Raw genomic sequence first — 15,157 nt, 5'->3', positions numbered from 1 at the left:
GCACAGGCCGAAACGCACCCCCGGCTTGGGGATTCGCACCCGACAGGCCCCCGCCGGGCGTATGCTCCCCGGCCCCTCAGCCCGCCCCAGGCCCGCTCAGTAGCGCGGGTGCACCAGCGTCGACGCGGGCAGCCCCGGGATCCGCGTCCCGCGCGCCGCCCGCTCCCCCGCCGCGAGGGAGGCGCCCGTCAGGACGTACGGCCGCGGACCGCCCGGGTCGAGGCGCGGTCGCGGCTCCGTGCGGGCGGCCAGGATGAAGCCCCAGTCCCGGGGTGCCCGGGAGCGGTCGGCGGGGGTGCGGTCGGGTCCGACGGCGAAACCGGCGCGGCGGCCGCCCGTGCCGTACGGGGCGGTGCGGAAGCCCGCCGCGCGGACCGTCGCCTCCACCGTCCAGAACACCCGGGGACTGGACGCGACGGGCCCGGCGTGCACCACGAGCCGCCCACCGGGCGCCAGCACCCGCCGCGCAAGCCCGTAGAACTCCTGCGAGTACAGCTTCGTGCTCGCCGTGATGCCCGGGTCCGGCAGATCCGAGACGACGACGTCGTACGCCGCCGGGGGCGCGCCGCGCAGCCAGCCGAAGGCGTCCTGCGTGGTCACGTGCGCCCGCGGGTCGCCGAAGGCGTGTCGGTTCAGCGCGGACAGGGCCGGGTCGGTGCGGGCCAGCCGGACCACCTCGTCGTCGACTTCGACGACGTCGACCCGGTCCACGCCGGGATACCGCAGCGCCTCGCGCGCCGCCAGGCCGTCGCCGCCGCCGAGCACCAGCACGCGCGCGTGCGGCCCGGTCATGGCGGGGTGCACGAGGGCCTCGTGGTAGCGCAGCTCGTCGCGCCCGCTGACCCGCAGCCGGCCGTCGAGGAACAGGTCGAGGGTCCGGCCCTCCGTACCGCCGGTGAGGACCACCTCCTGCACGCCGGTCCGGAGCGCCACGCGTACGTCCGTGCCGTACACCGCGTGCCGGGCGGCCCGCTCGAAGTCGTCGGCGAGGACGGTGGCCGAGGCGAGGACCGCGAGCACGAAGGCGTTGAGCAGCAGCAGCAGCCAGCGGGCGCGCCGGGTGAGGTCCCGGCGGAACAGGCCGAGCACCAGCGCACCGCCGACGACCGCGTTGACGGCTCCGGTGAGCAGCGCGCCGGTGAGCTGCCCGAGGAACGGCAGCAGGAGGAAGGGGAAGGCGAGACCGCCGACCAGGGCACCGACGTAGTCCGCGGCGAACAGGTCCGCGACCGCGCCGCCCGCGTCCTGGCGGCGGATGCGCTGGATCAGCTCCATCAGCAGCGGCACTTCGGCGCCGATGAGCAGTCCGGTCGCGAGGGAGAAGGCGACCAGGAAGCAGCGCGGCCCGCCGGCCCACACACCGCCCCAGCCGCCGGTCCAGGCGAAGACCGCGTACAGGGCCATCGCGCTGCACCCGCCGACGAGGGCGAGGGCCGCCTCGACGGCGCCGAAACCGGCCGCGGCGAGCCCGCGCAGGCGCTTCGCGGCGAGGGAGCCGATGCCCATCGCGAAGACCATGACGGACAGCACGACGGACGCCTGGGTGACCGAGTCGCCCATCAGGTACGAGGCCAGGGCGACCAGTTCCAGTTCGTACACGAGTCCGCAGGCCGCGCAAACGAACACACCCGCGAGGACCAGGAACCGTCCGGTGCCCGGCCGGACGGGCAGTCGCGCCGGGCCGCCGGGGCAGCCCGGGGCGGTCCAGGGCGGCGGGGCACCGGGCGGGGCGGGCGCGTGCGGCTCGATCACTCTGCGACGTTACGTCACACCTCGACTGCGGTTCGTCACCCACACGTGTGGTGCTGGTTTACAGGCGACCGATATCGGTATGAGAGGCGGTTTCGCCGAGTGCGGCCCCGAGGGGGCTCAGCCGGCGGCGGCCACGAGCCGGCAGTCGTACGCCCACCCTCGTACGGGTCGCCACCAACTGGCCGTCCTGTGGGTAGGCGTGCCAGGTCCGCCAGTGCACCTGCCCCTCGTGGTACTGGGCCAGGAGTGCGGTGAAGGCGTGCGGGCTGCCGGGGAAGACGCCGGCCAGACCGTGCGGATGGTCGGAGACGAGGGCCAGCAACTCCTGGGCGCGGCCCTCGAAGGTCCCGGGCGAGAGGACCTCGACCCGGGCGGCGAACTCGTACTCCCAGTCGTCCACCCGCTTGGCGACGCCGAGCGGAAGCGGGGTGCTGCTGCCCGGAATGCACGCCACCGTCTCCGAGCAGATGCCCCGCCGCTCCTCCAGCAGCACCTGGTGGGACGCGCCGAGGAGCCGCAACTGCATTTTGGTGCCCGCCAGTTCGAGGTCGAGCGTGGCCAGTGCGGGAAGCGGCTCGCGCCCCAGAGCCCAGGCGAGATCGGCCGCGCGCGTGTCGGTGTAGGAGGTGTTCAGGGTCGTGAGCATGGATCGGCTCCGCAGGCACACAAGGAGAGGGAGGTGGTCCGCTGCACCCCGGTCGCACCGGGGGATACCGGCCCGGGTCATACCGGTCGGCCGGTTTCAGGAAGGCGTCCGCAGGACGTCCGAGGGGCTGCGTTGGTGATTTAGAGGGAATCATGAACTGTGGCGCTGCCACAGCGCTTTTACCCAAGTTCGTAGGGTTTCCATCCCTCAGAGGGCTCCACAGCTCAACTGTTCAACTACGGCGTGCGCCGGTCTCGGGGAGGCGTGCGCCGGGGTGTGTCATGGCTGGCGCCCGGAGCCGGTTCGGATCGGCGCCCGGGCCCGACAACCGCCCGCGAAGTTCCCGCTTGACACGCGCAGTTGCCGGAGTCACGCCGAAGCCCGTCACGTCACGGGCGCGGTTGTCGTACAGGCAGGCGGAGTTGCCAGGACCCGCCCCGAATCACCCGACAGACGTTCGACGCATCCGTCGGCCGGGAAACCCGGACGGCCGGTGCTCCCGGGGCTCCGGCCCGGCACGGGAAACGCGGGGCCCGCCCCAGGTGCGGACCCCGCGTTCGATGGATGCGGCTTCCCCGTCGGGACGGCCGGCCGGCGTGGCGTCAGCTGCCTCCGCCGCCGCATCCACCTCCACCACCCCCGCCGCAGGACGACCCGCCTCCGCAGGACGAGCCGCCGCCGCAGGAGTGTCCCCCGTGGTGTCCGCCGCCGTCGGACGAGCCGGAGTCTCCCCCGCCCGCCCACCAGCTACCGCTGCTGCCGCTCGCACCGGAGGACGCCCCCGCCCCGCGACGCGCCGTCCGTCCGGATCGGTTGGACCCGCCCCCACGGGCCTTGGACACCAGCGCCCCGATGAAGACGACTGCGATCACCGCCAGGATGATGCCGACGACCATGGCTTCACCCTCCTTCCATGTCCCCCGAAGCGGCCCCCCGTGGGCGCCTCGCTCTTGCGTGACCGGGAGATGCCCGCCCCCCGGGCGAGCCAAAGCAGAGTTGAGCAAGTTCTGAGGGTCTTTCAGCCATCGGGCCTGGAAGTGCCCGACTTGCGGATGCGCACGGCCGAACGAACGCTGGAACGGAGGGAGGGACATGGGGGGCGTGAAGACTCGCCCGGTCGTTGAAAAGGAGACCCACATGTCCGTTCGCAGCATGACGTCGGCACGGCTCACGGACGGCCGCCCGCAGATCTTCGCGGGAAGCAACCATGGGCTGTTCACCACGTGGAAGGTGAGCGAGCACCCGGACGCCGCCTGGACCGGATGGCAGGAGTTCGGCTTCGATCACGGCCGTGTGGTGTCGCTCGCCGCGGCCCCGTTGACGGACGAACGACCGCAGATATTCGCCGTGGCCGAAGGCGGCGAGCTGTGGAGCACCTGGAAGGTGACCCTCGACGCGAGCGCCGCATGGGCCGGCTGGACGAAGTTCAACGGCCTGCCGGGATCGGCCCGCAGCGTGGGCGTGGCCACCCTGACGGACGGCCGTCCACAGATCGTGGTCGGCACCGACACCGGTTCGGTGTCCTCCTGGAAGGTGAGCACCCACCCCGACGACGCCTGGTCCGAATGGTCCTCCTTCAACGGTCCGCCCGCCTGACCCCGCCGCGCCCGGCCGGGGCCACCCGGCCGGGCGCTTCACGCGGGCGGCCGTTGACGGACGTGGCTTGAGGAAGGCCGGAGCTTCGGCGGAGGATGACCGGCATGACCTCCAGCGCGCGCCCCCTCCTCAATCGTCGGCTCGCCGAGTTCGGTACGACGATCTTCGCCGAGATGTCCGCCCTGGCGCTGAGCACCGGCGCCATCAACCTCGGGCAGGGCTTCCCCGACACCGACGGTCCCGAGGAGGTGAGGGAGGCCGCCGTACGGGCCCTGCGGGACGGCCGCGGCAACCAGTACCCGCCGGGCCCCGGCGTCCCCGAGCTGCGCGCCGCTGTCACCGCCCACCAGCAGCGGCACTACGGCCTGTCCTACGACCCCGACACGGAGGTCCTGGTCACCGCCGGGGCCACGGAGGCCATCGCCGCCACGCTGCTCGCCCTGCTGGAGCCCGGCGACGAGGTGATCGCCTTCGAGCCGTACTACGACTCGTACGCGGCGTGCATCGCGATGGCGGGCGGGCGCCGGGTGCCGGTCACGCTCCGCCCGCACGAGGACGAGGGCCGTTTCCGTCTCGACCTCGACGAGCTGCGCGACGCCGTCACCGACCGCACCCGTCTGCTGCTGATCAACACCCCGCACAACCCGACCGGCACGGTCCTCACCCGCGAGGAGCTGGCCGCGATCGCCGAGCTCGCGGTGGAGCGCGACCTGCTCGTGGTGACGGACGAGGTGTACGAGCACCTGGTCTTCGACGAGGCCGAGCACGTGCCGCTGGCGTCGTTCCCGGGGATGCGTGAGCGCACCGTCACCATTTCGAGCAGCGGGAAGACCTTCTCGTTCACCGGCTGGAAGGTCGGCTGGGTGACGGCGTCCCCGGAGCTGGTCACGGCGGTGCGCTCGGCGAAGCAGTACCTGACGTACGTCTCGGCGGGCCCCTTCCAGTACGCCGTCGCCGAGGCGCTGTCGCTGCCCGAGTCGTACTTCACGGACTTCCGCGCCGACATGCTGGCCAAGCGGAACCTGCTGGCGGCGGGCCTGGAGGAGGCCGGCTTCCGGGTCTTCCGCCCCTCGGGCACGTACTTCGTCACCACCGACGTCCGCCCCCTCGGCGAGACGGACGGCTTCGCCTTCTGCCGCGGCCTGCCGGAACGCGCGGGCGTCGTCGCCATCCCCAACGCGGTCTTCTACGACCACCGCGAGCAGGGCGCCCCGTTCGTACGGTTCGCCTTCTGCAAGCGGACAGAGGTACTTCAGGAGGCAGCGAAGCGACTCGGGGCGGCGCTCTAGACGCCGCCCGGGGGCAGGAACCCGCCGGAGAGGGTGTCAGGCCGGGCGGACCGCGCCCTTGATCGCCGACTGGCCGGCGAAGAACACCGACTCCTCACGGATGAGCGCTCCGGGGCCCGGGGCGTGAATCATCATGCCGTCGCCGCTCCAGATGCCGACGTGGCCGAGGTCGTCGTTGAAGAAGACCAGATCTCCGACCTGGGCGTCGGCGAGCGAGACCTGCACTCCCGCTCCCCACTGGGCCTGGGTGGTCCGGGGAAGCATGACGCCGGCTGCCTTCCACGCGGCCTGGGTGAGACCGGGGGCGTCGTACGATTCCGGCCCGACCGCGCCCCAGAGGCAGGGCAGACCGGTCTGTGCCCGGGCGAAGGCGACCACCCGCTCGGCCCGGGTGCCGTGGCCGGGGCCGGGTGCGGTGACCGGCTCGGTGAGCACTGCCGGGGCGGGAGCCGCCAGGGCGGATGCGGGGGCGTCCGGCAGACCGGGGTCGTAGGCCGCGGTGGTCATGTCGGCCGGTGCGCCGGAGATGTGGTGAGCGGTGGGATCGGCTGACAGGGCCGTCGCATACGTGGCGGTCGCGCCGGTCTCGCCAGTCGCCGGACCGGCACCGTACGCCGCCATACCGCTCGTCGGAAAGTCCGCCTGAGGAGTACTCGCGATGGGGTCCGGGACGGCGGGCAGCGCCAAGGCGGACAGCGGGCCGGACAACGGGTCGGACAGCGGGTCGGCCTCCGGGGCAGGCTCCGGTACGGGCCCGTTCAGCGGCCACGCCGCCACGCCGCCACCGAGGGCAGGGAGTGCGCCGGTGTCCGGCGAAGGCGGTGCGACACGCTGGGCAGGGAGCTCCGGGAGGACTCCGGTGGTCGGTTCCTGAACTGTTCCGCCGGTCAGCTCCCACGCGACACCGGTAGGCGCCTTCGGCTCCATGGACGCCTTGGGCGCCTTGGGCGCTTCGAGGGCGAGGGGTTCCGCGGGACGTTCCACAGGACGCGCGGGGCGTGCGGACTCGGACGCACGGTCGGGCCGGACCTGCAACCTGCTCTCCGGCAGCGTCGCCGGCACGGTCGGGCCCAGCTTGGCACGGGCGGTGTCGAACCACTGCCGGGCAGCGGCTCCGAGCGCGGGCTCCGAGTCCTCCTGGGGCCGGCCCCGGCCGGCCGCGCCCCGCTGGCGCGGGATCGCGACGGAGCGGGCCGTGTTGAAGGCCCGGGTCGCGTTGAACTTGCCCGTGTCGCTCTCGGCCCGGTCGTAGAGGCTGTCGATCCTCCGCCGGACCTCGTCAGGGCTCGGACCCTCGTGCGAAGTTAGTTCCGACGCCATGGAAAGGGCGCTCCTTCCGTCCGAAAGCGCCCGAGACCGCCTGCCTGTTGGCGGAAGTCGCGCACGCAGCGGTCAATTTAGCAAACGTTGTGAACCTTCCGTGAAGATCGGAGCTCAGAAGCCGACCCCCGAACAGGACCGAAAAGGCAAAACGGCGCGTACAGCACGTACCGCTGGTACGCGCCGACGCGCCGTGCGGGGACCGCTCGGGGGTCTACTCGTCGTCCTCGGGCTTCTCCGCCTCGTTGATCTCCTCCTCGAGCCCGAGCTGCTCGACGAGCCACTTGTCGAACTCGATCGCGGCACGCACCCAGCTGACCGTCGAGGAGACGAAGTGCTCCAGGCTCACGCCCATGCCGATCAGCATCTGGGCCTCGCCGATCAGGCGGACCGTGCCGTCGTCGTGGGTGTGGCTGTAGACCTTGGGCCACAGGGTGCGGCGGTTCCAGTCGTCGATGGACTCCAGGATCTGCGGCTTGGCCTCGATCTCGTGGGGCCGGTCGTAGAACGTCCGCACGGAGAAGACCTGCTGGTCTCCCTCACCCCGGAACATGAAGTAGGTGCGGAACTGCTCCCACGGCGCCGCGAGGTCACCCTCGTCGTCGACGACGTACTTGAGCTCCATCTGGTCGAGGAGCTGCTTCACGAGGTCCTGATCCGGGACGACGGGGCCGGCCGGACCGCCGGGCTGCGGCTCGGGCTGGCCCCCGAAGTTCGGAATCGAGGACGGGTCGATGGTCACCGTGAATTTCCCTTCGTACGGATTCCGCCATCCTCCCCCATGCGGGGCGGGGGGTGGCAAGCCCCGACTACCCCGCTAAGCCCATGGCTGACACGATCCGGTCACCCGCAACCTCCGGGCTCCGGATCCCGTCCTCCCGGGCGGCGGTCGGAGGGGGCGAGCGGCATGGTGACAGCGGCCCGGGGGCGTACCCGGTGGGGTCTGGTCCTGGCGATTCTGGGCGTGCCCGTGCTCGTCCTCGGGGGCATGGTCGTCGGACTGTTCCTGTGGGCTCTGTCGGACGGCGACGACCCCCGCGCGGGAGGCAAGGCGACGGTGCCGTGCGCCGAGGCGCTCCGCTTCGGCGCCGCCGAACGCCCCGCGGACGCACAGACCGGGAGCTGCACCGTGCAACAAGGCATCGACACCGCGTACGCGGCGGTGCTGCGGATGCCGCGCGAGGACGTGCGCGGCTGGCTGCGCGAGACGTATCCGGACGCGCCGGAGATCCGGACCGGCGGTACCTGCGGGGCCCTCTGTCTGGATGTGACCCACGAGGACGGTCTGCCCGGCACGGCAGAGGCGCATGTGGTGCAGGTGAGGGTGGAGTACGAGAACGCCGAGACCGCTGTGGTGCGGTACTCGGCGTTCACGATGTGACCCCGGGGCCCTGTGGCCCCGCGGCCCTTACAGCGTCTTGCCCGTGGCCGGTCCCACCAGCAGGCCGTCCTCGACACGGTCCACCCGTACCGTGTCGCCGTCCTTGATCTCGCCGGAGAGGATCTCCTTGGCGAGGCGGTCGCCGATCGCGGACTGGACGAGGCGGCGCAGCGGGCGTGCGCCGTAGGCCGGGTCCATGCCCTCCTCGGCGAGCCAGGCCAGCGCCTCGGGTGTGATGTCGAGGGTGAGGCGCCGCTCGGCGAGACGCTTGGCCAGACGGTCGATCTGGAGCTTCGCGATGCGCTCCAGCTCGGGCTTGGTCAGCGCGGCGAAGACGACCAGGTCGTCCAGGCGGTTGAGGAACTCCGGCTTGAAGGAGGTCCGCACCACCTCCAGGACCTGCTCCTTCTTCTCCTGCTCGCTGGTGATCGGGTCGACGAGGAACTGGCTGCCGAGGTTCGACGTCAGGACGAGGATGGTGTTGCGGAAGTCGACGGTACGGCCCTGGCCGTCCGTGAGCCGCCCGTCGTCCAGCACCTGGAGCAGGATGTCGAAGACCTCGGGGTGGGCCTTCTCGACCTCGTCCAGCAGGACGACGGAGTACGGACGGCGGCGCACGGCCTCCGTCAGCTGGCCGCCCTCCTCGTAGCCGACGTATCCGGGCGGGGCGCCGACGAGCCGGGCCACGCTGTGCTTCTCGCTGTACTCCGACATGTCGATGCGGACCATCGCCCGCTCGTCGTCGAAGAGGAAGTCGGCGAGCGCCTTGGCCAGTTCGGTCTTGCCGACACCGGTCGGGCCCAGGAAGAGGAACGACCCGGTGGGCCGGTCGGGGTCGGCGATCCCGGCACGGCTGCGGCGTACGGCGTCGGACACCGCGCGCACGGCCTCGGTCTGCCCGATGAGCCGCTTGCCCAGCTCGTCCTCCATGCGCAGCAGCTTCTGCGTCTCGCCCTCCATCAGCCGCCCGGCGGGGATGCCGGTCCAGGAGGCGACGACGTCGGCGATGTCGTCGGCGCCGACCTCCTCCTTGACCATGGTGTCCTTGGCGACCTCCTCCTCGGCCTCGGAGGCGGCCTCCAGCTCCTTCTCCAGGGCCGGGATCTCGCCGTAGAGCAGCTTGGAGGCGGTGTCGAAGTCGCCGTCGCGCTGAGCGCGTTCGGCCTGGCCGCGCACCTCGTCGAGGCGTTCCTTCAGTTCACCGACGCGGTTGAGGGACTGCTTCTCCTTCTCCCAGCGGGCGGTGAGGCCGCGCAGCTCCTCCTCCTTGTCGGCGAGGTCCCGGCGCAGCTTCTCCAGGCGCTCGCGGGAGGCCGCGTCGGTCTCCTTGCCGATCGCCAGCTCCTCCATCTTGAGCCGGTCGACGGCGCGCTGGAGTTCGTCGATCTCGACGGGGGACGAGTCGATCTCCATACGGAGGCGGGAGGCCGCCTCGTCGACGAGGTCGATGGCCTTGTCGGGCAGGAAGCGGGAGGTGATGTACCGGTCGGAGAGCGACGCGGCGGCGACGAGCGCGCTGTCGGCGATCTGGACCTTGTGGTGGGCCTCGTAGCGGCCCTTGAGTCCGCGCAGGATCGCGATGGAGTCCTCGACGGTCGGCTCGGCGACCAGCACCTGCTGGAAGCGCCGCTCCAGGGCCGGGTCCTTCTCGATGCGCTCGCGGTACTCGTCGAGGGTCGTGGCGCCGACCATGCGCAGCTCACCGCGGGCGAGCATGGGCTTCAGCATGTTGCCCGCGTCCATGGCGGAGTCGCCGCCCGCCCCGGCCCCCACGACGGTGTGCAGCTCGTCGATGAAGGTGATGATCTGCCCGTCGGAGTCCTTGATCTCGGCCAGGACGGTCTTCAGCCGCTCCTCGAACTCCCCCCGGTACTTCGCCCCGGCGACCATGGCGCCCAGGTCGAGCGCGACGAGCCGCTTGTCCTTCAGCGACTCGGGCACGTCGCCCTTGACGATCCGCTGGGCGAGGCCCTCGACGACGGCGGTCTTGCCGACGCCCGGCTCGCCGATGAGCACGGGGTTGTTCTTGGTCCGCCGGGACAGCACCTGCACGACCCGCCGGATCTCCTGGTCACGCCCGATGACGGGGTCGAGCTTCCCGTCCCGCGCGGCGGCGGTGAAGTCCGTCCCGAACTTCTCCAGGGCCTTGTACTGACCCTCGGGGTCGGCGGTGGTCACGCGGCGCTGTCCTCGCGTCTTCTGGAAGGCGGCCTGCAGCTTCTTGGCGTCGGCCCCCTGCTGGGAGAGCACCTCGCCGGCGGCTCCGCCCTTCGCCGCGATGGCGATGAGCAGGTGCTCGGTGGACAGGTACTCGTCCCCGAGCTCCTTGGCGCGAGCCTGCGCGTCGGCGACGACCGCGAGCATCTCGCGGTTGGGCTGGGGCGGCGCCACCGTCGACCCGGTGACGCTGGGCAGCCCGGCCAGTACGCGCTCGGCTCCGGCGCGCACGGCCGCCTGGTCGGCGTCGGCCGCGGCGAGCAGGTCGGTGATGTTCTCGTTGTCCTGGCCCTGGAGCAGCGCGAGCAGCAGGTGGGCGGGGGTGAGGTCGGGGTGCCCCTCGGTCACGGCCCGGTTGCTGGCCGCGTTGATCGCGTCCCGGCTCCGGTTGGTCAGCTCGGCGTCCACGTTCGCGTTCTCCTCCTTGCGTGAAGCTGCGTGCCACGTCCCACAGGACCGTCAGCCTGACTCGGTCAACGTGCACAAAGTTGAGTCTATTCCACTCAAGGCCGATTCCGGGAGGTGCGGAGGGGCTAAGTTCCGATCCATGGCGACCAAGTACTCCGTGGATCCGGGCGCTCCGGACGCTCCGTACCTCAGCTTCTGGCGGGAACGACATGTGTGCACTCTGACGACTCCCCGCCCGGACGGCACTCCGCACGTAGTACCCGTCGGGGTCACATACGATCCCGAGGCCCGTCTGGCTCGGGTGATCACCAACGGGGCGAGCGCGAAGGCGCGGCACGTGCGGGCGGCCGGGGAGCAGGGGGCGGCGGTCGCCGTCTGCCAGATGGAGGGGCGCCGGTGGGCGACGCTGGAGGGCCGGGCCTTCGTCCGCGCGGAGCCAGAGCGGGTCGCCGAGGCGGAGCGGCGCTACGCGGAGCGCTACGGGAGGAATCCGTCGCCGAATCCGGCGCGTGTGGTGATCGAGATCGAGCTGACGCGGGCGATGGGGCGGGGTTGACCGAAGTGAAAATCCACACCCTTGATCGACTGCTTCCAGCCACAGCGTGATCATACCGATACCCGGAAATGTCCCCACAAACTGCAGCGGCGTCACCGTGTTCAGGTCACGGTGACGCCGCTGCGGGGGGAAGCACCTGAGCGATCTTTTACGACGGGGGAATCGCGTCAGGCACTGCGGGGGGTGGCAGAGATGGTCCTCGGGGCAGGGGAGTCGGCCTCCACCTGCTGGTGGTCCCGCTGGTCCAGGTTCACAAAGATCATTCCGTACCGTACGGCACATCGCACTGGCTGCGGCGCCCCCCGAGGCCGCCGCAGACACCGGTACGCCCGTACGTCTCCGTCCTCGTCCCGCGTGACGACGACCGGCTCTCCGAACACGGTCACCATCAGGGAGTCACCGTCGTGGGGGATGGCGGTGACCAGGTCGATGAAGTGCCAGCCGGAGCGGTAGGCGGTGGCCATTTCACGGCGGAAGGAGCGGTCGTCGGGTGGAGTGGTCACGGTCAGCTCCCCGCTCCGTCGACCCCGGGGTTCGGCCACTGGGTGTTGTCAGTGGCTGCTGCGACATTCACAGCCACCGCCGGCCACTGCGTGTTCGCCCGGGTTGCGCTCTCCTCATCGGAGAAGCCACTCAGCGCACCGAGGGCTACGACGGCGGAGAAGGCGGCGACAAGCACCGAGCGAAGCATTTTGTTACGCATAGTCGGCTTCGTCCTCACTTGAAGGTCCCCTTTTCCCCCGTCGAATACGACGATGGCTCATTCGGGCACGTCATGGCCACACAATCGGTGCATCATGTTCCTGCATGTTCAGGACCCTGGGGGGTGGAGATTTGGGCGCTAATCGGGCAAAGGGTGCACATACCCACCCAATCACCGAGCTGTGTGAGGCAGGAAGTCGCCTCTATACCACGGCTCTGCGTGCCGGACGGGTCGCGCGCGCTGACGCGGAGTCCGCTCCCTGCCTCGTCGAACTCGCTCTGCTGCACCCCGATCCCGACGATCCGACATGGCTGCGCCCCGTTCCGCCGGCGGTCGCGCTCGCGCAGCGCCTGCACCCCATCGAGCAGGAGATCACCGAACGCCGGCGCCACTCCGTGCAACTCACGGACGCCTTCGAGCCGTTCATGGCGCTGGGCTTGCAGGAGACGACGACCAGCGACTCCATCACCGTGCTGGAGGGCGGTGAGCGCATCAACGCGGCGCTCAATCTGGCCACCACCCAGTGCCAGACGGAGCTCCTGACGGTGCAGCCCAGTGACCGTGTCTCCGAACGGAGCCTGCTGCGAAGTCTCGAACGGGACAAGCCCTTGATCGACCGTGGCGTCAAGGTCCGGAGCCTCTATCAGCACACCGCGCGGTACAACCCGGAGAAGCTGTCCTACGTCGCCCGGCTCTCCGACGGAAAGGTCGAGTACCGCACCATCGACGAACTGGTCGAGCGCCTGATCATCTGCGACGAGTCGGTCGCCTTCATCCCCGCACGTGACGACCAGCAGGTGGCCCTGGAGTTGCGCCACCCCGGGCTCGTCCGCTACCTGATCAAGGTTTTCGAGTACCTGTGGGACCGCGCGGTCCCGATGAGCACCGGCGCGCCCTACGAGGCGGCGTCCGACGGCATCACCGAGATCCAGCACTCCATAGCCAAGCTCTTGGTGGAGGGCCATGTGGACGAAGCCATCGCCCGCCGCCTCGGCATGAACGTCCGTACCTGCCGCGCCCACATAGCCAAGCTGGCGTCAGCCCTGGGCAGCGGTAGCCGAGCCCAACTCGGATACCTCATAGCGCAGTCGGGGATCCTGCAGCAGGACCACTGAAGAGGAGGATGTCCCGAGTGACGTCGGCGCCACACCCCACGCACGACGCGGAAGAACTGTGCGACGCGGGGACGGAGCTGTACGCACGTGCCCTGCGCGACGGGCACGTGTCCGCCGAGGCGGCCCGCGCCGCGCCCTGCCTGACGGACTTCGGCCTGCTGCACCCCGCCGTCGACGACCTCCGTCGACTGGAACCCGTGGTGCCGGCCGTCGCCCTCCACCGATTACTGCGGATCTCCGGGGAACGGATCGCCCGCGAACGCCGGCGGGAGGAACGGCTGGCCGAGACCTTCGAGCCGCTCATGGCCGCCGAAGGGCATCACCCGGCCACGTCCACCACCCCTACGCTCACCCTCCTCAGCGGAAAGGTGCGGATCAACAAGGCCATCACCGAGGCCATGGCGGAAGCGTCCCGGGAATTACTCACGATCCAGCCCCGCACCGGGCTGACCAGGGAACGGGCCGAGGCGGCCTATGCCGTCGCCGCCCCCCGCGACCAGGCCCTGCTGGACCGCGGCGCCCGCATCCGCACCCTCTACCCGCACACCCTCCGCCACGCGCCCGTGACCATCGCGCACCACGAACGGCTGAGGGGCGACGTCGAGGCCCGCGCCCTGGACGAGGTCACCGACCGGCTCATCGTCGTCGACCGGGTCGTCGCCTTCCTCCCCGCCGACGACAACGGCGACCTCGCGCTGGAGATCCGCCACCCGGCCATCGTCGGATATCTGGCCACGGCCTTCGACCGCTTATGGCGCCTCGCCACGCCGGTGTTCCCCGAAGCCGCCCCCCAGCCCTCCCTCAACGGCATCACCCCCCGCCAACGAGCCATAGCCACCCTCCTCGTCGAAGGCCACACCGACGCCGTCATAGCCGACCGGCTCGGCATGAACATCCGCACGGCCCGCGTCCACATCGCCAAGCTCGCGGCGACGCTGGGGAGTCAGAGCAGGGCGCAGCTCGGGTTTCTCATCGGACGGTCGGGGATCCTCGACCAGGGACGGTGACGGACGCACCGGAGTGCGGTGGGCCGTCCAGGCCCGCCTGGGCGATGCGGACGCCCAGCTGCGTGCGGCTCGCCGCGCCGAGGGTTTCCGACAGGCGCGCGATGTGCGCCCGGCAGGTCCGCACGCTGATCCCCAGCCGTTCCGCGATCACCGCGTCCTGGTGCCCCTCCGCCAGCAGGGCCGCGATCGACTGCTCCCGGTGGGAGATGCCCTCGATGCCGGTGTCGGGGAGCGGGGCCGTGAGGGGGATGGCGAGGCGCCACAGGCGTTCGAAGACGGTGACGAGGTACTCGATCAGCGCCGGGTGCCGCAGCTCGAGGGCCATCGTGCGGTCGGTGTTGGCGGGGACGAAGGCCACCGTGCGGTCGAAGAGGATCAGCCGGTCGATCACCTCGTCCAGCGTGCGCGCCTCCACCGCGTCGCCCATCAGCTCCAGATACGTCAGCAGCCCCTGCCCGTGCCGGGCGACGTGCGTGTAGAGGTCCCGCATCCGCACCCCGCGGCCCCGCAGGGCCATCGCCCGGTGCAGGCCCTCGGACAGTTCCGCCTCGCGGCGGATCCCGCCGGGCTGGACCGTGAGCACCTCGGTCGTGCACGCCTGGGTCGCCTCGTCCATGGCGGCCTGGATCCGGGCGAGTCCGTCCAGGACACGGATCGCCGGGCCTTCCGTGGCGGACGCGGCGGGCCGCACCTCGCGGCCGAGGCCGGAGTACCACTCGACGGCCGCCACGGCCGAGCCCACCCGCCGCTGGCTCGCGCTGACCTCGTCGTACATCCCGCGCAGCAGCCGGGTCATGACCTCCTGCGGGGAGGTCGGCACCAGCCAGTCCATGTCGTCGGGGTCCGGGTGCAGCAGGGCGAGGTCCAGCAGACAGGGCACCGGCTCGGCGTCCCGGCGCGGCACGCGGCCCCGCCGTACGGCCCGGGAATACACGCGATCCCCGGCCCCGCACAGTCGGTCAGCACCGTGAGGATGCTCCTCCGCCCCGTGCCCGGCCATCGCCCATCCCACCCCCGGTTTCGCCGTCTTCCGCAGCGCAACTATGCGCGGACCGGTCCTGCTCCGCAACACGGCTCCCCGCGCCGCGGCCTCCGGAAACCACCGGTACGCGCCGGTATGTGCGGGCCTCGGCCCGTCGCGTCGCCGCACAGGGCCGGGGGGTGACC

At 71.3% G+C, this 15,157-nt stretch carries 13 protein-coding genes; 6 read left to right on the top strand and 7 right to left on the bottom strand.

Annotation, left to right across the window (positions count from 1 at the left end; translation table 11 throughout):
• Window positions 1-96: 96 nt before the first annotated feature.
• On the bottom strand, window positions 97-1,752 hold the full coding sequence (locus ABZ016_RS10645; RefSeq protein WP_356916183.1) for a polyamine aminopropyltransferase: 1,656 nt from the start codon (window positions 1,750-1,752) through the stop codon (window positions 97-99).
• Between the two features lie 58 nt (window positions 1,753-1,810).
• A complete protein-coding gene (locus tag ABZ016_RS10640; RefSeq protein WP_356916182.1) occupies window positions 1,811-2,398 on the bottom strand; it encodes a DUF2617 family protein in 588 nt (195 codons plus the stop codon).
• Between the two features lie 1,137 nt (window positions 2,399-3,535).
• Here ABZ016_RS10640 and ABZ016_RS10635 point away from each other — a divergent pair.
• Window positions 3,536-3,994 (top strand): hypothetical protein, encoded by a 459-nt coding sequence (locus ABZ016_RS10635; protein WP_356916181.1) that lies wholly within the window; start codon window positions 3,536-3,538, stop codon window positions 3,992-3,994.
• Window positions 3,995-4,089: 95 nt separating this feature from the next.
• Window positions 4,090-5,283 carry a pyridoxal phosphate-dependent aminotransferase gene (locus tag ABZ016_RS10630; protein WP_356916180.1) on the top strand — a complete coding sequence of 398 codons (1,194 nt, stop codon included), beginning with the start codon at window positions 4,090-4,092 and terminating at the stop codon, window positions 5,281-5,283.
• Window positions 5,284-5,319: 36 nt separating this feature from the next.
• Here ABZ016_RS10630 and ABZ016_RS10625 read toward each other — a convergent pair whose 3' ends face one another.
• Both ABZ016_RS10625 and ABZ016_RS10620 read right to left on the bottom strand, forming a co-directional pair.
• Window positions 5,320-6,603 carry an NlpC/P60 family protein gene (locus tag ABZ016_RS10625; RefSeq protein ID WP_356916179.1) on the bottom strand — a complete coding sequence of 428 codons (1,284 nt, stop codon included), beginning with the start codon at window positions 6,601-6,603 and terminating at the stop codon, window positions 5,320-5,322.
• 214 nt (window positions 6,604-6,817) lie between these two features.
• Entirely contained in the window at window positions 6,818-7,345 is a 528-nt protein-coding gene (locus tag ABZ016_RS10620) for a YbjN domain-containing protein (RefSeq protein ID WP_053670429.1), read from the bottom strand.
• 165 nt (window positions 7,346-7,510) lie between these two features.
• Here ABZ016_RS10620 and ABZ016_RS10615 point away from each other — a divergent pair, with 165 nt between their 5' ends.
• Window positions 7,511-7,984 carry a hypothetical protein gene (locus tag ABZ016_RS10615; protein WP_356916178.1) on the top strand — a complete coding sequence of 158 codons (474 nt, stop codon included), beginning with the start codon at window positions 7,511-7,513 and terminating at the stop codon, window positions 7,982-7,984.
• 27 nt (window positions 7,985-8,011) lie between these two features.
• Here the strand turns inward: ABZ016_RS10615 and clpB are convergent, their stop codons facing one another.
• A complete protein-coding gene (gene clpB / locus ABZ016_RS10610; protein ID WP_356916177.1) occupies window positions 8,012-10,609 on the bottom strand; it encodes an ATP-dependent chaperone ClpB in 2,598 nt (865 codons plus the stop codon).
• Between the two features lie 139 nt (window positions 10,610-10,748).
• Here clpB and ABZ016_RS10605 point away from each other — a divergent pair, with 139 nt between their 5' ends.
• Window positions 10,749-11,165, top strand: a complete 417-nt coding sequence (locus tag ABZ016_RS10605) for a TIGR03618 family F420-dependent PPOX class oxidoreductase (protein WP_356916176.1) — start codon at window positions 10,749-10,751, stop codon at window positions 11,163-11,165.
• Between the two features lie 167 nt (window positions 11,166-11,332).
• On the opposite strand, the gene ABZ016_RS10600 is transcribed toward ABZ016_RS10605, so the two are convergent.
• Entirely contained in the window at window positions 11,333-11,668 is a 336-nt protein-coding gene (locus ABZ016_RS10600) for a hypothetical protein (protein ID WP_003991794.1), read from the bottom strand.
• A gap of 304 nt (window positions 11,669-11,972) precedes the next feature.
• Here ABZ016_RS10600 and ABZ016_RS10595 point away from each other — a divergent pair, with 304 nt between their 5' ends.
• Window positions 11,973-12,983: a helix-turn-helix transcriptional regulator gene (locus ABZ016_RS10595; RefSeq protein ID WP_356916175.1), complete on the top strand. Its 1,011-nt coding sequence runs from the start codon at window positions 11,973-11,975 to the stop codon at window positions 12,981-12,983.
• A gap of 17 nt (window positions 12,984-13,000) precedes the next feature.
• A complete protein-coding gene (locus ABZ016_RS10590) occupies window positions 13,001-13,990 on the top strand; it encodes a LuxR C-terminal-related transcriptional regulator (RefSeq protein ID WP_356916174.1) in 990 nt (329 codons plus the stop codon).
• On the opposite strand, the gene ABZ016_RS10585 is transcribed toward ABZ016_RS10590, so the two are convergent.
• Complete coding sequence (locus ABZ016_RS10585) at window positions 13,953-14,990, bottom strand: helix-turn-helix transcriptional regulator (protein ID WP_356916173.1); 1,038 nt, start codon at window positions 14,988-14,990, stop codon at window positions 13,953-13,955. The genes ABZ016_RS10590 and ABZ016_RS10585 overlap by 38 nt on opposite strands.
• Between the last annotated feature and the right edge of the window lie 167 nt (window positions 14,991-15,157).

This window comes from Streptomyces sp. NPDC006372 (genome assembly GCF_040612515.1).
Lineage (GTDB): Bacteria > Actinomycetota > Actinomycetes > Streptomycetales > Streptomycetaceae > Streptomyces.
This window is presented reverse-complemented; position numbering and strand designations above follow the sequence as displayed.